19 protein-coding genes and 1 other RNA gene are annotated in these 19,336 nt (G+C 42.0%); 12 read left to right on the forward strand and 8 right to left on the reverse strand.

What is annotated here, in order from left to right; genetic code table 11:
• Positions 1 to 10 precede the first annotated feature (10 nt).
• From tpiA to HLI_RS16660, 5 genes are all read left to right on the forward strand, one after another.
• Positions 11 to 772, forward strand: a complete 762-nt coding sequence (gene tpiA, locus HLI_RS16640) for a triose-phosphate isomerase (protein ID WP_128526038.1) — start codon at positions 11 to 13, stop codon at positions 770 to 772.
• A complete protein-coding gene (gpmI, locus tag HLI_RS16645; RefSeq protein WP_128526039.1) occupies positions 765 to 2,303 on the forward strand; it encodes a 2,3-bisphosphoglycerate-independent phosphoglycerate mutase in 1,539 nt (512 codons plus the stop codon). The genes tpiA and gpmI overlap by 8 nt, the downstream gene beginning before the upstream one ends.
• 13 nt (positions 2,304 to 2,316) lie before the next feature.
• Positions 2,317 to 3,603 carry a phosphopyruvate hydratase gene (gene eno / locus HLI_RS16650; RefSeq protein ID WP_128526040.1) on the forward strand — a complete coding sequence of 429 codons (1,287 nt, stop codon included), beginning with the start codon at positions 2,317 to 2,319 and terminating at the stop codon, positions 3,601 to 3,603.
• A gap of 89 nt (positions 3,604 to 3,692) precedes the next feature.
• Positions 3,693 to 4,277 (forward strand): YdcF family protein, encoded by a 585-nt coding sequence (locus tag HLI_RS16655; RefSeq protein ID WP_128526041.1) that lies wholly within the window; start codon positions 3,693 to 3,695, stop codon positions 4,275 to 4,277.
• 9 nt (positions 4,278 to 4,286) lie between these two features.
• Positions 4,287 to 4,892, forward strand: a complete 606-nt coding sequence (locus HLI_RS16660; RefSeq protein ID WP_128526042.1) for a nitroreductase family protein — start codon at positions 4,287 to 4,289, stop codon at positions 4,890 to 4,892.
• Here HLI_RS16660 and ytzI read toward each other — a convergent pair.
• The 6 genes from ytzI to HLI_RS16690 form a co-directional block, all read right to left on the reverse strand.
• Positions 4,889 to 5,050 (reverse strand): YtzI protein, encoded by a 162-nt coding sequence (gene ytzI, locus HLI_RS16665; protein ID WP_128526043.1) that lies wholly within the window; start codon positions 5,048 to 5,050, stop codon positions 4,889 to 4,891. The genes HLI_RS16660 and ytzI overlap by 4 nt on opposite strands.
• Positions 5,051 to 5,135: 85 nt before the next feature.
• Positions 5,136 to 6,854 carry a phosphoenolpyruvate--protein phosphotransferase gene (ptsP, locus tag HLI_RS16670; RefSeq protein ID WP_128526044.1) on the reverse strand — a complete coding sequence of 573 codons (1,719 nt, stop codon included), beginning with the start codon at positions 6,852 to 6,854 and terminating at the stop codon, positions 5,136 to 5,138.
• Between the two features lie 4 nt (positions 6,855 to 6,858).
• Entirely contained in the window at positions 6,859 to 7,125 is a 267-nt protein-coding gene (locus HLI_RS16675; protein WP_128526045.1) for a phosphocarrier protein HPr, read from the reverse strand.
• Between the two features lie 54 nt (positions 7,126 to 7,179).
• Complete coding sequence (locus HLI_RS16680) at positions 7,180 to 9,075, reverse strand: PTS fructose transporter subunit IIABC (RefSeq protein ID WP_128526046.1); 1,896 nt, start codon at positions 9,073 to 9,075, stop codon at positions 7,180 to 7,182.
• 16 nt (positions 9,076 to 9,091) lie between these two features.
• Complete coding sequence (pfkB, locus tag HLI_RS16685; protein ID WP_128526047.1) at positions 9,092 to 10,006, reverse strand: 1-phosphofructokinase; 915 nt, start codon at positions 10,004 to 10,006, stop codon at positions 9,092 to 9,094.
• Positions 10,003 to 10,752 (reverse strand): DeoR/GlpR family DNA-binding transcription regulator, encoded by a 750-nt coding sequence (locus HLI_RS16690; protein WP_128526048.1) that lies wholly within the window; start codon positions 10,750 to 10,752, stop codon positions 10,003 to 10,005. The genes pfkB and HLI_RS16690 overlap by 4 nt, the downstream gene beginning before the upstream one ends.
• Before the next feature lie 240 nt (positions 10,753 to 10,992).
• On the opposite strand from HLI_RS16690, the gene secG reads away from it, so the two are divergent.
• From secG to rnr, 3 genes are all read left to right on the forward strand, one after another.
• Complete coding sequence (gene secG, locus HLI_RS16695) at positions 10,993 to 11,226, forward strand: preprotein translocase subunit SecG (RefSeq protein ID WP_128526049.1); 234 nt, start codon at positions 10,993 to 10,995, stop codon at positions 11,224 to 11,226.
• A 183-nt stretch (positions 11,227 to 11,409) separates the two neighbouring features.
• Positions 11,410 to 12,153, forward strand: coding sequence for an alpha/beta hydrolase (locus HLI_RS16700; RefSeq protein WP_128526050.1), 744 nt, complete (start codon positions 11,410 to 11,412; stop codon positions 12,151 to 12,153).
• 40 nt (positions 12,154 to 12,193) lie between these two features.
• Positions 12,194 to 14,479, forward strand: coding sequence for a ribonuclease R (rnr, locus tag HLI_RS16705; protein WP_128526051.1), 2,286 nt, complete (start codon positions 12,194 to 12,196; stop codon positions 14,477 to 14,479).
• Positions 14,480 to 14,791: 312 nt separating this feature from the next.
• Here rnr and HLI_RS16710 read toward each other — a convergent pair whose 3' ends face one another.
• A complete protein-coding gene (locus tag HLI_RS16710) occupies positions 14,792 to 15,667 on the reverse strand; it encodes a GNAT family N-acetyltransferase (RefSeq protein WP_128526052.1) in 876 nt (291 codons plus the stop codon).
• Between the two features lie 158 nt (positions 15,668 to 15,825).
• Here HLI_RS16710 and smpB point away from each other — a divergent pair, with 158 nt between their 5' ends.
• The 3 genes from smpB (at position 15,826) to HLI_RS16725 (ending at position 17,600) form a co-directional block, all read left to right on the forward strand.
• Positions 15,826 to 16,290 (forward strand): SsrA-binding protein SmpB, encoded by a 465-nt coding sequence (gene smpB, locus HLI_RS16715; protein ID WP_128526053.1) that lies wholly within the window; start codon positions 15,826 to 15,828, stop codon positions 16,288 to 16,290.
• Positions 16,291 to 16,386: 96 nt separating this feature from the next.
• Positions 16,387 to 16,747, forward strand: a transfer-messenger RNA (tmRNA) gene (ssrA, locus tag HLI_RS16720).
• Between the two features lie 244 nt (positions 16,748 to 16,991).
• Positions 16,992 to 17,600, forward strand: a complete 609-nt coding sequence (locus HLI_RS16725) for a YpjP family protein (RefSeq protein ID WP_128526054.1) — start codon at positions 16,992 to 16,994, stop codon at positions 17,598 to 17,600.
• Between the two features lie 253 nt (positions 17,601 to 17,853).
• On the opposite strand, the gene murB is transcribed toward HLI_RS16725, so the two are convergent.
• A complete protein-coding gene (gene murB, locus HLI_RS16730) occupies positions 17,854 to 18,774 on the reverse strand; it encodes a UDP-N-acetylmuramate dehydrogenase (RefSeq protein ID WP_128526055.1) in 921 nt (306 codons plus the stop codon).
• A 265-nt stretch (positions 18,775 to 19,039) separates the two neighbouring features.
• Between murB and HLI_RS16735 the strand changes: the two genes are divergently transcribed.
• Positions 19,040 to 19,198 carry a DUF1540 domain-containing protein gene (locus HLI_RS16735; protein WP_128526056.1) on the forward strand — a complete coding sequence of 53 codons (159 nt, stop codon included), beginning with the start codon at positions 19,040 to 19,042 and terminating at the stop codon, positions 19,196 to 19,198.
• Positions 19,199 to 19,336: the final 138 nt, after the last annotated feature.

Raw genomic sequence — 19,336 nt, forward strand, 5'->3', positions numbered from 1 at the left:
TGAAGCAGATATGCGTAAACAAGTGATTGCAGGAAATTGGAAAATGAATAAAACCCATCGCGAAGCGGAAGATTTCATTCAAACAACTAAAAACGAGGTTCCTTCTTTTGATCAAGTGGAATCTGTCGTTTGTGCTCCATTCCCTTTTCTACAAAAACTCGTAGAAGCGACAGAAGGCACAAGTCTGAAAGTCGGTGCTCAGAACATGCACTTTGAAGAAAGCGGAGCATTCACTGGTGAAGTCAGTCCAGTTATGCTGAAAGAGCTTGGGGTCACATATGTTGTACTTGGCCACTCTGAACGCCGTGAAATTTTCAAAGAAACAGATGAGCTTGTCAACAAAAAAGTCCATGCTGCTTTCAAACATGGTTTAACTCCAATAGTTTGTGTAGGTGAGTCCCTTGAGCAACGTGAAGCAGATCAAACGATGGACGTAGTGGAAACACAAGTGAAAAAAGCATTGGACGGTCTGACGAACGAACAATGTGCAGAAACGATCATCGCATATGAACCGATATGGGCGATAGGCACAGGGCGTACAGCAACTTCCGAGCAAGCAAATGAAGTATGTACACACATCCGTAAAGTAGTCAGTGAATTTGTGAATGCAGAAGCTGCAGAAGCTGTGCGTATTCAATACGGCGGCAGTGTGAAGCCTGCGAATGTAGATGAGCTTCTATCTCAGTCCGACATCGATGGTGCTCTCGTAGGTGGAGCAAGCTTGGAAGCTGATTCTTTCCTAAAACTTGTGGAGGCAGGTAAGCATGAGTAAGCAAAACCTGGCTGCATTGATTATCCTTGATGGATATGCTCTTCGGGATGAAGAGAAAGGAAATGCCGTCAAACAAGCGAACACACCTAATTTTGATCGTTATTGGAACAAGTTCCCACACTCCGAGTTAACGGCGTGTGGGGAAGCTGTCGGACTTCCTAAAGGTCAAATGGGTAATTCAGAAGTCGGGCATTTGAACATCGGCGCAGGTCGCGTCGTTTATCAAAGTTTGACTCGTATCAACCTTTCTATCCGTGAAGGCGACTTTTTTGACAATGAGGTCCTCCTTAACGCGGTACGTGAAGCGAAAGCGAAAAGCAAGGCGCTACATGTCTTCGGTTTGCTTTCTGATGGTGGAATTCACAGTCATATCGATCATATGATTGCGACGTTGAAGCTTGCTAAAAGTGAAGGGTTGGAAAAAGTATTCATCCATGCCTTTTTAGATGGACGTGACGTTGGTCAACAATCAGCTAAAACGTATCTTAAACAGACATTAGAAGCGGTTGATGAAGTCGGTGTCGGTCAGCTCGCAACAATATCAGGTCGTTATTATGCGATGGATCGTGACAATCGTTGGGAGCGTGTCAAGAAAGCTTATGATGCGATTGCCTACGGTGAAGGCCCGACATACAAGGATCCGATCAAAGCGATTGATGATTCTTATGAAAAAGATATTTACGATGAATTCGTGGAGCCTGTCGTTTTGACTGATGAAGACGGCAAGCCAGTTGGAACGGTAGAAGATGAAGATAGTGTCATTTTCTTCAACTTCCGCCCGGATCGTGCTATCCAACTCTCAAGTGCCTTTGCTAACGATGACTTTACAGATTACGAGCGTGGAGATGAAGCACCCAAACAACTCCATTTCGTTGGTATGACACAGTACAGTGATAAAGTTGAAAGTAAGATAGCTTTTCCTCCGAATGATTTGAAAAATACGGTAGGAGAAGTGTTAGCAGATAATGATATGAAACAACTCCGCATTGCAGAAACTGAAAAGTACCCGCATGTGACATTCTTTATGAGTGGCGGCCGTGAGCAAGAATTCGAAGGGGAAGAGCGCATCCTCATCGATTCACCTAAAGTCGCGACTTATGATTTAAAACCGGAAATGAGCGCTTATGAAGTAACAGATGCTTTGCTGAGCGAACTGGATGCAGACAAGCATAACGCAATCATTCTTAACTTCGCTAATCCGGACATGGTTGGTCACTCAGGAATGCTTGAACCGACCATTAAAGCGATCGAGACGGTGGACGAATGTCTTGGTAAAGTTGTAGACAAAATACAGGAAAAGGGTGGCCATGCCATCATTACGGCTGACCATGGAAACTCTGATGAGGTGACGACCTTAGAAGGAGATGCCATGACGGCCCACACAACTAATCCTGTACCGGTAATTGTGACAAAAGAAGGTGCAGAACTCCGTAGTGGCGGTGTTTTAGGTGATTTATCACCAACCCTTCTTGAACTGTTAAATGTTGAACAACCTGAAGAAATGACAGGAAAATCATTAATTAAAAAATAAGGGAGAGATATTAATGCCTTACATTACTGACGTATATGCACGCGAAGTCCTGGACTCTCGCGGCAACCCAACAGTTGAAGTTGAAATTTATACAGAATCCGGAGCTTTCGGTACGGCACTTGTACCAAGTGGTGCTTCTACAGGTGAATATGAAGCTGTAGAACTTCGTGATGGTGACAAGGAACGTTACCTTGGAAAAGGTGTCCAAAACGCTGTGGATAACGTAAATGAAAAAATTGCTCCAAACCTTCTAGGTATGGATGTCACTCAGCAAGTAATCATTGACCAAATGATGAGAGAGCTTGATGGTACAGAAAACAAAGGAAACTTAGGTGCAAACGCAATTCTAGGTGTTTCCATGGCTGTTGCCCATGCTGCTGCTGATGTAGTAGGTCTTCCACTTTATAAATACCTTGGTGGATTCACGGCAGCTACGCTTCCAACACCGATGATGAACATCCTTAACGGTGGGGAGCATGCTGATAACAACGTAGACATTCAAGAATTCATGGTTATGCCAGTCGGTGCGCCAACATTCAAAGAAGCTCTACGTATGGGTGCGGAAATTTTCCACTCTCTTAAAAAAGTCCTTAGTAACAAAGGATATAACACTGGTGTAGGTGATGAAGGTGGCTTCGCTCCTGACTTAGGATCTAACGAAGAAGCTCTATCTACAATCATCGAAGCGATCGAAGCAGCTGGTTACAAGCCGGATGCAGAAGTGAAGCTTGCGATGGATGTTGCTGCCTCTGAAATTTATGAAGATGGTAAATACAATCTTAAAGGTGAAGGCGTCGTGCGCACCTCTGAAGAAATGGTTGACTGGTATGAGGAGCTTGTCAACAAGTACCCGATTGTCTCCATTGAAGATGGTCTTGATGAGAACGATTGGGAAGGTACAAAACTCCTTACAGAGCGTATTGGCGACCGCGTCCAGCTTGTTGGTGACGACTTGTTCGTTACAAACACAGAGAAACTTGGCCGCGCCATTGAAGAGGGTATTGGGAACTCCATCTTGATTAAAGTGAACCAAATCGGTACTCTTACTGAAACATTTGAAGCAATTGAAATGGCGAAACGTGCTGGTTACACGGCTGTGATTTCACACCGTTCTGGTGAAACAGAAGATGCAACCATTGCGGATATCGCTGTTGCAACTAATGCTGGTCAAATCAAGACTGGTGCTCCATCCCGAACAGACCGGGTAGCGAAGTATAACCAACTTCTTCGTATCGAAGACCAGTTACTGGGAACAGCTACCTATGCTGGCGGAAAAGCGTTCTATAACTTGAATAAATAAATTCGCAAATGAGCCTCTCTGATGATTCAGGGAGGCTTTTTTCTATGATATGATAATGTTAGACAAACAGGAGTAGGAGAAAATCATTCATGAAACGACTGGTTAAAATTGTTTTTCTTATTTGCCTTTTCTATGGGCTTTATACAGGTTACACTGTATGGACCTTTGGAGAAGAAGAGGAGATACCTGAGGCTGATGCAGCTATTGTCCTTGGTGCTGCTCAGTGGGATGGGAAACCTAGTCCCGTATTTGAAGGACGCTTGAAACAAGGAATAGAATTGTATGAAGAAGGTAAGGTTGAATATTTAGTGCTGACAGGTGGAACGAGTGAAAATGCTGCTTCCTCAGAAGCGGAAGTAGGAAAAGATTATGCCATCGCACATGGAGTTGCAAAAGAAGATATTTTGTATGAAGATCGATCTTTAATAACAGAGGACAACCTGAAAAATGCCAAAAAGGTGTCAGGTGAGAAGAGCATCGATACATTCCTATTGATCAGTGATCAATTTCATTTGAAGAGAGCTGTGATTATGGCAGAAAACCAAGGGATGGATGTTAAAGGGGTTCCAACCCAATATTCGGCTTATGAATCATTAGAAACTAAGTTGCCTTTCTTCTTAAGGGAATGGGCCTATCTAATGGTCCAGCAAGTCACGAAACTGCTGATTGTGTGAGGTGAGCATATGGATCTGTTAGAAGCGATTAAAAACCGGCGCTCTATTCATGAGTACAAAAATGAACAAATAGACCGAAAAGTATTGAAGCAGATCTTTTCAAAGGCTTGCTGGGCCCCTAACCATCGGATGAAAGAACCATGGAGCATCAAGCTCTATCAAGGTGATGGGAAAAAGGACTATGCCAAAAAGGTGATCGATAGTTATGATAGAGAAGGTTTTTTCAACAATTATGATCATCAAAAAAGCAATAAGATGAAAGAGGGAATCCGGCAGTTTCTTCTCAATATCCCTCATCATGCTTTAATCTATATGGAGCGTGACTCTGACCAAAGAAAGTATGAAGAGGACTATGCTGCCGTGTGCGCTTATATCCAAAATGTTCAGCTTCTTGCGTGGGAGGCAGGTGTAGGCGTTTTATGGACGACAAGTCCTTATTTGCATGACAATGATTTTGCGCGGGATATTGGTCTTGATCCGTCCGATTATAAGCTTGTTTCGGTTTTGCAAATGGGTCATCCTTTACGCATACCTAATCCAAAAAAAAGAAATCCCATTGAAAATAAGATGCAGATTATAGACAGTGGAGAAACCAAAAAAGCTGACGCAAATTAAGCGTCAGCTTTCTTTTTCTTTTCATTTAAGTGATCCTCATCTGGTAAAGGATCAACGGTGTGTTTGTAATCATAACCTTTTGAAACAGCCATTCCGAACATAGCGGCAATCCCCAAAACAATAGCAATACATACGAGCATGATAACCGTAAATGTCATGGAAACACATCTCTTTCTTTAGATCATAACAGAGGTGAAGTTCTCCTCTGCACACACCTATTTTCCCACATAATGAATAAGAATACTACTTTGTTTGTGTTTTTTCTTTCACGAAAGCGACAACTTCTTCAGCTGTGCCCATTGAAAGGATTTCGTCTTTATATGAAGATAATTCTTTCTTGGAAAGCTCTCTGATTTGTGTACGTGCAGGTAAGATGGAAGTGGCACTCATACTGAATTCGTCTAACCCAAGCCCCAATAGGATCGGAATTGCGATTTCATCACCAGCCATTTCTCCGCACATACCTGCCCATTTACCTTCAGCATGAGCAGCTTCGATGACGTTATTCACAAGGTTTAAGATCGCAGGATTGTATGGTTGATACAAGTAAGAAACCCGCTCATTCATACGATCTGCAGCCATCGTGTACTGAATCAAGTCATTTGTACCGATACTGAAGAAGTCCACTTCTTTAGCGAATTGACGAGCGATGACAGCCGTTGCTGGTATTTCAACCATCATACCGACTTCGATCCCCTCAGAAACGTCTTTCCCTTCGCTCTTCAAGTTTTCTCTTTCTTCTTCAAGAATCGCTTTTGCCTGACGGAACTCTTCAAGTGTCGCGATCATCGGAAACATGATTTTTAAATTTCCATGGACACTTGCACGCAGCAATGCCCGAAGTTGGACACGGAAGATGTCGTCGCGTTCCAGGCAAAGACGAATCGCACGATAACCGAGGAATGGGTTCATTTCTTCAGGCAGGTCGAGGTAGTCCAGTTCTTTATCTCCGCCGATATCAAGGGTACGGACGACGACAGGCTTGTCTCCCATTTGCTTAAGGACGGAAGAGTAGGCGTCAAACTGCTCTTCTTCTGTCGGAAGCTGGCTTTTCCCCATGTAGAGGAATTCTGTGCGATAAAGACCTACACCTTCACCACCGTTGTTGAGCACACCTTGAACATCTTCAGGAGTACCAATATTAGCTACAAGCTCAACATGCTCCCCTTCAGATGTGACAGTTGTTTCATCCTTCAGCTTTGCCCATTCTTGCTTTTGTTTCTCAAAATCATCTTGTTTTTGCTTGTACTCTTCGATTTGAGCATCAGTTGGATCAATGATCACATCACCATTAATGCCATCTACGATGACCACTGTATCTTTTGGAGCCTGAGAAGTAATATTTTTAGTCCCTACTACAGCTGGTATCTCAAGCGAGCGGGCCATAATTGCAGAATGAGAGGTACGACCACCGATATCAGTTGTGAACCCTTTGACAAACTGTTTATTCAACTGAGCTGTATCGGAAGGTGTTAAATCATCAGCAACGATGACGACTTCCTCATTAATCAATGCGGGATCAGGAAAAGTCACTCCCAGTAAGTGAGCCATTACACGTTTGGTCACATCATGGATGTCTGCAGCGCGTTCACGCATGTATTCGTTATCCATGTTTTTGAACATGTCAATGAACATATTGGCCGTTTCCGAAAGAGCAGCCTCTGCATTTACATTTTCGCTTTTGATTTTATCCTCGATCGGTTTGATTAGTTCAGGGTCGCTGAGGACCAATAGATGAGCGGAGAAGATCTCTGCATGCTCATCGCCTAGTGATTTTTTTGTATGTTCTTTAATCTTTTCAAGCTCTGACTTAGAAATATCCAAAGCTTCGTGGAGGCGTTTAACCTCTTGTTCCGGTTGTTCGATATCTGATTTACTGAAAGAGAGGTCTGGAGCTTCCAGACGATAGACTTTCGCAATAGCGATACCGCTGGAAGCTGCAATACCTTGAAGCTGTGTCATGCCTTTATTCCCCCAAACCTTCATTCTTCATTGTTGTTTCCAAATGATCGATTGCTTCTTGTTCGTCACTACCTTCTGCAGTGATTTTCACTTCAGAGTTTGCTGGAATGCCTAGGCTCATGATTCCCATGATGGATTTCAAGTTCACAGACTTTTCTTTGTAGTGCAAGTTAATATCAGACTCGTATTTACCAGCGTTCTGAACGAGAACTGTGGCAGGACGAGCGTGTACACCGTCTGAGGATGTAATTGTAAATGTTTTTTCAACCATTATGATTCCTCCTAAAAATTCGTATTGTATATGAGTTACCCTAACTTTACTATTTTAAGCCTTTCGGAGGTCTTTTTTCAAGAATCCTACAATAATTGCAGAAAGAATCGAACCGGCAATTATTGCCACAAGGTAAAGTGCGATTTGCATTAGACCACCTTCAACAAGCGGGGCGACGATGATACCGCCATGTGGGGCGCGTAAACCTATTCCGAACAACATCGTCAACATTCCGGTCAATGCGCTTCCTGCGACCATGGATGGGATTACTCGTGCAGGGTCTGCAGCGGCAAATGGAATCGCACCTTCGGTTATGAAGAATGCACCAAGTGGATAGGCTGCCTTTCCTGTTTCGCGTTCTTGATCAGTGAATTTGTTTTTGAAGAATGTCGTTGCAAGTCCCATAGCAAGTGGTGGGACCATACCGCCTGCCATTGCAGCAGCTATGAACGTATAGTTTCCGGCATCTAAAGCTGCGATACCGAATGTGTAGGCTGCTTTATTTACAGGCCCTCCCATATCTACCGCCATCATTCCACCTACAATTAATCCGAGCAGGGCCAAATTTGAACCGCTCATACGATCAAGGAGATCGAACAGCCATGTGTAGACGCTTGTCAAAGCAGGGTTTATGAGTAACATAATCATACCTGTTCCGAAAATCGCAAGGACAGGATAAAGTAACACGGTTTTCAAACCATCCATTACAGCTGGAAGGCCTTCCAGTAACTTTTTCACCAATAATGTCAAATAACCAGCTAGGAAACCTGCAATCAAACCGCCTAAGAAACCAGAGCCATTCCCGGCACCTTCAACGGTTTGGGTAACGGCGATCAAACCACCGACCATACCTGGTGCAAAACCGGGCCGGTCTGCAATACTAGATGCAATGAAACCAGCCAGTACAGGAACAAGCAGGAAGAAAGCATTGCCGCCGCCAATGATATTGAGCATTTCGGCGAAGCGGTTGTACTCTTCATTTGACGGATCTGCAGAATTGATTCCCCAGAAGAAGGAAATGGCAATTAAAATTCCGCCACCGACGACAAATGGGAGCATGTTTGATACACCATTCATCAAGTGTTTATAAAAACCGGTACGTTGACCTTTTTCCTCAGATGAATCCTGGTTGCTTCCTCCACCTTGATAAATCGGAGCGTCTTTGTTTACTGCTTTATTGATTAATTCTTCAGGTTCGTGAATGGCTTTTGCTACTGGAACTTCAATGACAGGTTTTCCATTGAATCCTTCCATATCGACTTTCGTATCAGCGGCAACGATAATGGCATCAGCTTCAGCAATGTCATCTTGGGTAAGACGGTTTTTTACTCCGCTAGAGCCATTCGTTTGAACTTTGATATTAACGCCCATTTCTTTTGCTGTCGCTTTTAATTTATCTGCTGCCATATACGTGTGGGCGATTCCTGTCGGGCAGGCGGTGACTGCAAGTATTTTCCCTGCAGTTTGTTCGGAAGAGTCTTCTTCGTTATCTTCCTCTGCTTCTTTGGCATTGATGGCTTCAATCACGTCTGCTTCAGTTTTAGCAGCTTCCAACTGAGCGCGGAAATTGTTATCCATCAAAAAGGAAGATAATCGGGATAACGTCTCCAAGTGAGTATTGTTAGCTCCCTCTGACGCTGCGATCATGAAGAACAGTTTTGTCGGCTGCCCATCTAATGATTCATAATCCAATCCATCTGTCGAACGTCCAAAAACGATGGCAGGATCTTTAACCGCTGATGTCTTCGCATGGGGGATGGCAATCTCGTCACCAATTCCTGTAGTGCTCTGTTGCTCGCGGTCTTCAATGGCCTTTTTAAAAGCATCGCGGTCATTAAGTTTACCGGCTGCATCTAATTTTCCGACCAATTCATCAATTGCTTCAGGTTTTGAAGCGGCTGTCATATTTAACAAAATCGTATCTTTTGTCAATAAATCAGTGATTTTCATATTGGTTCACTCCCATTTATTTTATTTCAGATATGCTGATTTGCTCGAGCAGTGCCTGTACATCTTCCTGTTGGCATAGATCATCTTGGAAAGCTGTAGCACTCCCTGAGGCTACTCCATAACGGAATGCACCCTCCGTAGTCTCTTCTTTCGCCATTGCTGATAGAAAACCAGCTACAACCGAATCGCCGGCGCCGACAGAATTCCTCACTTTACCTTGTGGAACGTTGGCAAATAATTTCTGATCCTTGTTTATATATACAGCGCCTTCGCCTCCCATTGAGACTATGACATGTTCAACGTTTTTATCGATGAGTTTTTGACCGTATTCCGCTGCTTTTTCTTTAGAGTCGACTGTAACTCCGAATAATTCCCCAAGCTCGTGATGATTGGGTTTCAGTAAGTAAAGGGGATGACCGATCAGTTGTTCCAGAGCTTTCCCAGAAGTGTCCGCGACTACTTTTATTTTATTTTTGGCACAAATTTCAGTCATAGTCACATAAAAATCATTTGGTAGAGAGGAAGGGACGCTCCCAGCTAACACGAGTGTATCTTTCTCTGTAAACGTTCTGATCTTCATGAGAAGTTCTTCCTGAAGTTTTGCAGAAATTTCAGGCCCAGGCCCATTGATCTCTGTCTCCTCATCACTCTTTAACTTGACGTTCACCCTTGTATTCTGTGAAGTGTCTATAAACCCATGAGACACAGATTCTTTCTCCAAGGATTCTTTAATGAATGCTCCTGTGAAACCACCGATATAACCTAGCGCTTCCGTTGTTACCTCTAAACGGGCCATCACGCGAGAGACATTGATTCCTTTGCCGCCAGGGTAGTAAAACGTTTGATTAGATCTATTCAGACCACCTGCTTCAAATTCTTCCACGTTCATGATGTAGTCGATGGAAGGATTCAAGGTGCATGTGTAAATCATGTTGTCACAACCTTTATATTCGTTTTATGAGTATAATCCTCTAGTAAGTTTCCCTTATAATCCGTAACTATTTCAGCTTCTGGTAAATCCAAAAATTTTGTGAAGGAGACTTCATTGAATTTGGAATGATCGATGAGGATATATCGTTTTCGGGATAAGTGGACTGTAGTTTGTTTGATGGCTGCTTCCTCTGGGTCAGGTGTAGTGAAACCATCCGCCAATGTAACCCCGTTTGCTCCCATGAAGCATTGGTCGAATCGGTATTGCTGTAGGCTTTGTAAAGCACCTGCGCCAACAACGGCTCCAGTACGATGTTTTACTTGGCCACCGATCACATACGTTTTTATATTATGTTCACTAAGTGCATCCAAATGGCTCAAACCATTTGTAACTACGACAATATCTTTTTGTTTCAAATAAGGAATCATTTCAAATGTTGTGGAACCAGCATCAATGAAAATACAATCACCATCTTGGACAAGCGATGCAGCGAATTTCGCTATGAGTTGCTTTTCGCGATGGAATTTAGTGATTTTTTCTCCCATCGTCGGTTCAGCACTTGCTGACCTTCTTAATGAGGCTCCACCATGTACACGAAGTAACAACCCTTGTTTCTCCAGTTGATCCAAATCGCGACGGATCGTTGATTCTGATGCACCAGTAACTTCTACCAAACGCTTGATTTTTGCTGTATGATCGTTTTTGACTGTTTCTAATATCAGTTGATGGCGGTCAGGTGTCAGCAATACTAAACATCTCCTTGCTTGTTTCACTATCTCTATAGTAAAGGAAAGCCCTTACAAAAATCAACCATAAACAATCAAAAGTAATCAAAAACTTTCATGGACTATCATAGAAGGATCTCACCTCTGCCGATCGGTCGTTTGTGAGAGGGCGGAAGCTACAGAAATAAGCTTGCTGACCCATTGGTTTTATGCTACATTTAAACTAGTTATTTGTACGTCTTTAGGAGGTGTTGGCACATCATGGAAACACTTGCAATTACTTTATTGACCATCGATACAATTGCTATGATTGTACTTGTTTTATTACAATCTGGTAAAAGTGCCGGTCTTTCAGGAGCGATTTCTGGTGGAGCGGAGCAATTGTTCGGAAAACAAAAAGCACGTGGGATTGACGCTGTTTTGCATAAAGCAACGATTGTAACAGGCGTCTTGTTCTTCGTTTTAGCCTTTTTGACGGCTTATATTTTAGGTTGATAACTGCTTTATGAAACGACCGCGCTCGAAAAGAGCGCGGTTTTTCTATTTCAATAAAGGGAATTATAAGGGAGTCGGACACAAAATGTGTAAACGAATCTTTAATTTGGTAAAATAGAAAACATTGTGGATAAGAATGAAAATATAGAGATAAGGAAATAGATGAAGTAAGGAGAGAATGAGATGAAGATTAAACAACCTCAGCCTTTTACGTTTGAGGAAGGCGAACGTGCGGTATTATTATTACATGGATTCACAGGACATTCCGCTGATGTCCGTATGCTCGGACGTTTCTTACAGAAGCATGGGTACACCTCGCATGCTCCCATTTATGCAGGTCATGGGAAAGAACTTGAAGCTTTGATTGAAGCGAGACCTGAAGATTGGTGGGCAGATGTTAAACAAGCCTTGAATCATCTGCGTGAATTAGGCTATGAGAAAATCGCTATAGCTGGCTTATCACTCGGAGGAGTGCTTGGTTTGAAATTGGCTTACTCTGAACCAGTTAAAGGGCTGGTGACGATGTGCGCCCCGGTGTTCTTTGATAATGAAGAACAGCTGACCAAAGGTTTTGAATTTAAAGCTCGCCAGTATAAGCAATTAGAAGGCAAACCCAAAGAAAACATTGATCAAGAAGTGAAAGAGCTGCTCGGCGAATCAGAAGAAATGTTCAAACAGCTGGGTGGATTGATTAATGAAGTCCATGATGATATAGATCAAATCTATACACCGACATTCGTCGTTCAAGCAGAACAAGATGAAATGATAAACACTGAAAGTGCAAACTATATTTATGAGCAAGTAGAAACAAATCAAAAAGATATTAAATGGTACAAAAACTCTGGACACGTGATCACAATGGATAAGGAAAAAGAACAATTGCATGAAGACATACTTGAATTCCTTGAATCCCTCGACTGGTCATGATTTCAGAGTCTTGTCCTTCATTTAAAAGGAGGTAAGACAATTGAGTACAGAATTAAAGCAGCAAACACTGAAGTTTTTTAAGGAAAATGCATCAAAACCACTATCCGTACAAGAACTTGAAGAAGCATTGGAATTTAATGATACTGATGACTTCAAGAATCTTATGAAGGCACTTAATGAGTTGGAAGAGGAAGGGGAACTTGTAAGAACACGCAAGAACCGCTTCGGTCTTCCTGAAAAAATGAATTTGATCCGTGGACGTATCCAAATGCATGCGAAAGGGTTCGCCTTTCTTATTCCTGATGAAGAAGATAAAGATGATGTTTACATTCATCATTCCGATTTGAATTCATCTATGAATAATGACAAGGTTCTTGTCCGTATTGAAAAACGAAAAGAGGATGGCACGCGCCCGGAAGGTACAGTTATCCGAATTCTTGAAAGGGCGACTACCAGAGTCGTGGGTACTTATGAATCAAGTCGTAATTTCGGCTTTGTCATTGCAGATGATAAAAGGATTCCAAAGGACATATTCATTCCTAAAGGGCAGACCAATGGAGCAGCTGACGGTCATAAAGTGATTGTCAATATTACAAAATTCCCTGAAGACCGTATGAGTGCAGAAGGGGAAATTGTAGAAATTCTCGGACATAAGAACGACCCGGGTATAGATATCATCTCTATCATCTATAAGCATGGAATCCAAGTTGATTTTCCGGAAGAAGTTTTGGAGCAGGCTGGGGATACGCCTGATGAAATTAGTGAAGATGAAATTAAGAACCGCCGCGATCTGCGTGACGAAACTATCGTCACTATCGATGGTGCGGATGCCAAAGACTTAGATGATGCCGTCATGGTCAAAAAGCTTGATAATGGAAATTATAAGCTTGGTGTCCATATTGCGGATGTTACTTATTATGTCGATGAAGGGTCGTCGATAGATAAAGAAGCACGTGAACGCGCCACTAGTGTTTACTTGGTCGACAGAGTGATCCCGATGATTCCACACCGTTTATCTAACGGTATTTGTTCTTTGAATCCACAGGTGGATCGGCTTACCCTTTCTTGTGAAATGGAAATTGACAGTAGTGGTGAGGTCGTAGGACATGAGATCTTCCAAAGTGTTATCAAGACGAATGAACGGATGACATATAAAGATGTGAACAGTATTTTAGAAGATGAGGACCCGGATTTAATTAAGAAATACGAAGATCTTGTCCCGATGTTCCGTGAGATGGAGGGTCTTGCCAGTACATTGCGCGGAAAGCGAATGGGACGCGGCGCTATCGATTTTGACTTCAAAGAAGCGGGTGTCATTGTGGATGAAGAAGGCAAGGCCGTAGATGTTAAACTTCGTGAACGTTCAGTGGCAGAGCGCCTTATCGAAGAATTCATGCTGGCTGCAAACGAAACGGTCGCTGAACATTTCCATTGGATGGATGTGCCGTTTATCCACCGTATTCACCAGGACCCTGATGAAGAAAAATTACAAAACTTCTTTGAATTCGTAGCGAATATGGGCTATGCGGTCAAAGGAACTGCCGATAATATCCACCCGCAAGCATTACAAAAAGTATTGGAAGAAGTAAAAGGTTCCCAAGAGGAAATGATCATCTCTAAACTGATGCTTCGGTCTATGCAACAAGCGAAATACGATCCTCAGGGGCTTGGTCACTTCGGTTTAGCGACCGATTTTTATACTCACTTTACGTCCCCGATCAGACGTTACCCGGATCTTACCGTCCATCGCTTAATCCGTACGTATCTGGTTGAAGAAAAACTTGATTATAAAACACGGAAGCATTGGAAGGATCAAATGCCTGAAATCGCTCGGCACTCTTCAGAGATGGAAAGAGCTGCAGTTGATGCAGAGCGGGAAACCGATGACTTGAAGAAAGCGGAATTCATGCAAGACAAAATCGGGGAAGAATTCGAAGGAGTAATCAGTTCAGTTACAAGTTTCGGAATGTTTGTTGAACTCCCGAACACTGTTGAGGGATTGGTGCATGTAAGCACCCTTACCGATGATTATTATTCTTTCCGGGAAAAAGAGTTCGCAATGATCGGTGAACGTACCGGCAACATTTTCCGAATTGGTGATGAAGTCACCATTCGTGTGACCAATGTCAATTTGGATGAACGCGTGGTCGATTTCGAAATTGATGGGATGAAGCCTAGAAAAGAAAGAAAACGTCCCGAGCGTCCAAAACAAATTAAATCGAAAGCCCCGGAACGGAAGAAAGATAAGAAGAAAAAGCAAAAAGGCAATAAACCTTTTTACAGAAATAAAGGTGTTGCCAAAAAGGGTAGTAAAAAGAAGAAATAGTGATGAAAAACGCGCGAGCATCCTCGCGCGTTTCCCATTGGCCCAAACCAGTCAGGGTTATACATTGATGAGAATCCCTGGACTTTGAATAAGAGACAACACTTGTGGTATAAGACTGAATTTATTTTGTATTTAAGTTACTTGTTATATAGCTCATACAGATTAGTGGTCACAAATCGCTTCTCATTTTGATGGGCGTATTAGACAGACACGATAGTTTCCCTTTCCTAACCATTCATTTATGTCAGAGTAATGAAACGATTGGCCCCTCTCCTTCCAGCTATCTGGCTAAGCAACTTCATAGGGGAACATTTATTGGCTGTTGGTATCTTTCCACATGCCATAAAGGATCCATGGTTCCTGGACATTATAAGGAGTAAGGTCTTGAATGTTTCTGAATCCTTCATCAGAGAAGTCGATCCAGCATCCAATGTTATCATGGTTGTTTTTCCAATGGTCTATAAGAGTCTCGAAAAACCCTGCCTGCTTATAGTGGTCGTTCCAAAAATATTTCACATGAGAGTAATGATATTTTTTTGTGTCATTTTTAATTATGACAAATCGAGTTCCTGTGGGGTTTTGATAAAAAGTAGCATCGTTCAGATACTCATCTGTTAAAAGAGCTTCCTCATACGGGAGAGGGTAGTAACATTCATATGGGAACACTTTTAGAGCGTTGTCCTCCAATTCCGATAATAGGTCTCTTTTCTTGTCCACATCTTGGACAATGTCCCATACAGGCCCTGAGGTGTGGCCTGTCAACAAATCTGGGCGAACCAACGTCAAATAGTGAAGGACAGGACCTTGTTGAATTCCCAGTTTATCAAGAACACGTCTTGCTGGAAGATTTCCTAAATGTGTATTTGCCCCAATCCAACTTACTCGATCATCACTTTTTAATTGGTCCACTACAGATCTTAATAATTCTGTAGCGTTTCCTTTCAATTGAAAACGAAGGTCACTTCTCAACCTTCCCAGCATGGCCAATTTTTTTTGGCCGAATAAACTGTAGCCACCGACGGCTAACATTTGTTCATCTTGAAAAAGCCCGAAAAGTTCATGGCTGTCTGATTCTATTAGCCGATCAAAAATACGGACTACATAATCATCACCTATCCCTGTATCCATTGCTTCAAGCGCAGGCAGGTCATCCATTGTCAAAGGTTTTACATTCAATATTCGTTCCATAAAATATGGCTCCTTTACTTATCATCTGCAAGATAATATTCTCACAACGCAATGGATAAAGTCTATTCAGACAAATTAGAGTGGCAGACCCTTTTTGAATTGGAAACAATGGGGACTTTTGATAAAATAAAGGGTACGCACCAGAGGAGGAAACCGTCATGCCAAGAGGAAATGGAAAAGCGATAGCTCAAAATAAAAAAGCAAGACATGATTTTACCATTGAAGAAACATTCGAAGCAGGTATTGTTCTGCAAGGAACAGAAATCAAATCGATCCGGAACGGTCGTATTAATCTGAAGGACAGCTTTGCGCGAATCAATAAAGGAGAAGTGTATTTGCATAACATGCACATTTCACCTTATGAACAAGGGAATATCTTTAACCATGAACCGACACGAGCAAGGAAACTGCTGCTGCATCGCAAACAAATCAATCAATTGATCGGTCAGACACAGCAAAAGGGTTACTCCCTCGTTCCCTTGAAAGTATATATAAAAAATGGGGTCGCCAAGGTTTTAATTGGACTTGGTAAAGGGAAGAAGAAATATGATAAACGTGAGGATCTTAAGCAAAAGCAGCAAAAACGTGAAATTGATCGTGCCATCAAAGACAGTTTAAGGTAGTAAGGTCTTGAAAAAAGATATATTTGTGCTATAATAATAGTTGTCGTTAAAAACGATATGGATAAACAGTTTGACTGTTATCCCTTTAATCCTAACGGGGACGTTACGGATTCGACGGGGATAGGTCGAGCTCGGGTCGCGAGTCGAGCGACGTCTCGTAAAACGTCATTTGCCTATAATAACTGGCGAATCTAACGAAAACCTAGCTGTAGCTGCGTAAGTAGACTATAGCTGATCCTTCCTGGTATCGCCCATGTGCTAGATGAAGGGTCTCAAACTAAAGTGGGCTACGCGTTTTTCCACCGCCTGAGGAAAAACGAAGAGACTAATCAGGCTAGCGCTTCGGAAGCCTGTCGATAGGTCGAAGAGGTAGCGAAATATAATATATCGACTACGCTCGTAGAAGCCCGAGTGCCGATATCTCCGGACGTGGGTTCGACTCCCACCGTCTCCACCAATACATACATTGGTGGTTTTTTTATGTGTTTTTTTAGGACTTTACCAATAAAAAGGACCTCAGGTCATCCAGAAAATGGATGACCTGAGGTCCTTTTTATTTCCTTTTTTCTTGTAATGGTTGGGGGACGCACAATTGTGTATTATTGCTGGGCAATACCTGGAAACGGTTTCTTTTTCCTTATAGACAAACATAGAGAACATGATACAATCATAAATGAATACATATAAGGGAGATACTCTATATGAATCCGTTGTTAAGGAAGATATGTGTTGTACTTATATCAGCCATCACCTTAGGCATGTATGTACCACCAACATTATTAGATGCAGATGCAGCAGAAAAGAAAGAACTGACAGATAACAATCATGTGAATGAATCATCAAAAGATCAGTTTACTGAAGAGAATATCGATATTGTTTCACCGTCCCTAGAAGAAGTTTTTTCTTCCGAAGCGTTCATTGAAAATATAACAGAACAGGCGAAAAGCCAAACGGTTACTAAAATGGGGCCGCGTATCATTGAAAAAGTCGATGAGGATATGACTGCCGAAATTTTACCTAAAATCGAGGAAGTCGTTACAGAAATCCTGTCTTCAGCTGGTGAAGAAGAGGTTCCGTACTATGAAATCACGGAAGAAGCTACACCTGGATATGGTGAGAAAATCTTCAATTTGTACAACCATCATACCAATGAAGAAATAGCAAGGTTTCATGTAAGACGTGATAAGCGGCCAGGAGAAGGTTATTGGTTCAATTTTCATTACCATTTAAAGACAGATGGATTTGTTAAGCACCATAATATTGGTGACATCTATTGGGAAAAGAATACTCCACCGAAATGGATGTCGTAAAAAAATCATGAAGGACGGTTCCGCTGACGGAACCGTCCTTTTTAAAAAGGAGAACATCAACGGGCTCTTCTTTCATCCGTTTGATGTTCTGCTTGTGACCCGTGTGTCTGGGGAATAGAACAGGATAAGGTTGGTCCCTGTAGCTCTATAATCTAAATGAAAGGATCGAAATCGGCCTTCCAATATCCTGCACGTTTGTTTAATATATCTTTTTAAAGAGCCTGCGCTGTGAAGAAAGCGCAGGCTCTTAGTTTTATTCCTTATCTTCTCCAATGATACGGACCTCGCGTTCTAAAACGACCCCGAATTTCTCTTTAACGGTCTTCTGAACATGTTCGATCAAAGAAATGTAATCTGTCGTTGAAGCATTATCTTTATTTACAATGAAGCCGGCATGTTTCTTGGAAACTTCTGCTCCACCGATATTGGTTCCTTGGAGTTCACTATCTTGAATGAGTTTGCCAGCAAAGTACCCCGGCGGTCTTTTGAAGACACTCCCGCAAGATGGATATTCCAGAGGCTGCTTTGACTCACGCTTGAAGGTTAAATCATCCATGACGGCTTTGATTTCATCATAGGAGGTCGGTTTGAGGTTGAAAGTCGCTTCCAGAACGATATCCCCATTATCAGGAATATTGCTGGTTCGGTAGTCCAGTTCAAAATCTGAAGCGAGACGTTTCACTAAATTCCCTTGCTTATCTACAACATAAGCATAATCGAGTACATCCTTGATTTCCCCACCATAAGCTCCTGCATTCATGTACAAAGCACCACCGACGGTACCTGGTATACCGCAAGCAAATTCCAATCCAGATAAATGTTTTTTTAAAGCATAGCGAGAAGTATCAATGATTCGAGCGCCACTTTGAGCCACTATTGTATTTCCATCTGAAGAAATATCATCTAAGTGTTTCAAGTTAATGACGATTCCACGAATTCCGCCATCCTTGATAATTAAATTCGATCCATTTCCCAGTAAAGTAAAAGGAATGTCATCTTCATTTGAAAGTTTGACCACATTTTGTATCTCTTTATATGAAGTAGGGGTGATGAAGAAATCTGCCTTCCCACCGAGCTTCGTATACAAATGATCCTTTAACACTTCGTCGACTTTCACATTTTCCTTTTTGACAAGGTCTAATAATTTATTATAAATCTTTTGTTTCTTATCCATAAACACCAGTCCTATTTTAAGTTGTTTTCCTCTGAACCTTATTTGCCACGTTTAAGTAATTATAGACCATACTTTATCTAAAAACATTTTATGATGGCTTAGACAAAAAGTTCACCGAGGATTCAGTAATCACGCTATACATTTTATCATAAATTCTCCTAGTCAATGCGTAGGAATTTGGTGTGGCTGTGGGAAGGGGAAAAATACTAAGAATATTCCCTTTCTCTGCGACAGAAACTATAGCCATATAGGGAGGTGTTTGAGAATGGCACTTGATGTCCGATGTGAAGTACGTAACTGTGTATATAATCATGAAGGCCGCTCTTGTGGTGCTGATGAAATCTTTGTAGTCAGTCATAAAGGGAAACAAGCGAGTCATAGTGAAGAAACAGATTGTAAAACATTCAAACCGACAGATATGTAGTTTGGTTCCCTATATAAAAAGGCTTTGCTCATTGAGTAAGCCTTTTTTTCTTTTTTTTCAGTAAATGAAAGCGCTTAAAATGTATGGAAAGTTCGTTATTTTCAGAAAAGTCATTGCCAAGCCCTCTCCTTGTTAGTA

The organism is Halobacillus litoralis, from assembly GCF_004101865.1.
In the GTDB taxonomy this organism is placed as follows: domain Bacteria; phylum Bacillota; class Bacilli; order Bacillales; family Halobacillaceae; genus Halobacillus; species Halobacillus litoralis_A.

Coding starts and splice junctions, on each gene's coding strand:
- tpiA (WP_128526038.1), top strand. CDS start 11: ATGCGTAAACAAGTGATTGCAGGAAATTGGAAAATGAATAAAACCCAT.
- gpmI (WP_128526039.1), top strand. CDS start 765: ATGAGTAAGCAAAACCTGGCTGCATTGATTATCCTTGATGGATATGCT.
- eno (WP_128526040.1), top strand. CDS start 2,317: ATGCCTTACATTACTGACGTATATGCACGCGAAGTCCTGGACTCTCGC.
- HLI_RS16655 (WP_128526041.1), top strand. CDS start 3,693: ATGAAACGACTGGTTAAAATTGTTTTTCTTATTTGCCTTTTCTATGGG.
- HLI_RS16660 (WP_128526042.1), top strand. CDS start 4,287: ATGGATCTGTTAGAAGCGATTAAAAACCGGCGCTCTATTCATGAGTAC.
- ytzI (WP_128526043.1), bottom strand. CDS start 5,050: ATGACATTTACGGTTATCATGCTCGTATGTATTGCTATTGTTTTGGGG.
- ptsP (WP_128526044.1), bottom strand. CDS start 6,854: ATGACACAGCTTCAAGGTATTGCAGCTTCCAGCGGTATCGCTATTGCG.
- HLI_RS16675 (WP_128526045.1), bottom strand. CDS start 7,125: ATGGTTGAAAAAACATTTACAATTACATCCTCAGACGGTGTACACGCT.
- HLI_RS16680 (WP_128526046.1), bottom strand. CDS start 9,075: ATGAAAATCACTGATTTATTGACAAAAGATACGATTTTGTTAAATATG.
- pfkB (WP_128526047.1), bottom strand. CDS start 10,006: ATGATTTACACATGCACCTTGAATCCTTCCATCGACTACATCATGAAC.
- secG (WP_128526049.1), top strand. CDS start 10,993: ATGGAAACACTTGCAATTACTTTATTGACCATCGATACAATTGCTATG.
- HLI_RS16700 (WP_128526050.1), top strand. CDS start 11,410: ATGAAGATTAAACAACCTCAGCCTTTTACGTTTGAGGAAGGCGAACGT.
- HLI_RS16710 (WP_128526052.1), bottom strand. CDS start 15,667: ATGGAACGAATATTGAATGTAAAACCTTTGACAATGGATGACCTGCCT.
- smpB (WP_128526053.1), top strand. CDS start 15,826: ATGCCAAGAGGAAATGGAAAAGCGATAGCTCAAAATAAAAAAGCAAGA.
- HLI_RS16725 (WP_128526054.1), top strand. CDS start 16,992: ATGAATCCGTTGTTAAGGAAGATATGTGTTGTACTTATATCAGCCATC.
- murB (WP_128526055.1), bottom strand. CDS start 18,774: ATGGATAAGAAACAAAAGATTTATAATAAATTATTAGACCTTGTCAAA.
- HLI_RS16735 (WP_128526056.1), top strand. CDS start 19,040: ATGGCACTTGATGTCCGATGTGAAGTACGTAACTGTGTATATAATCAT.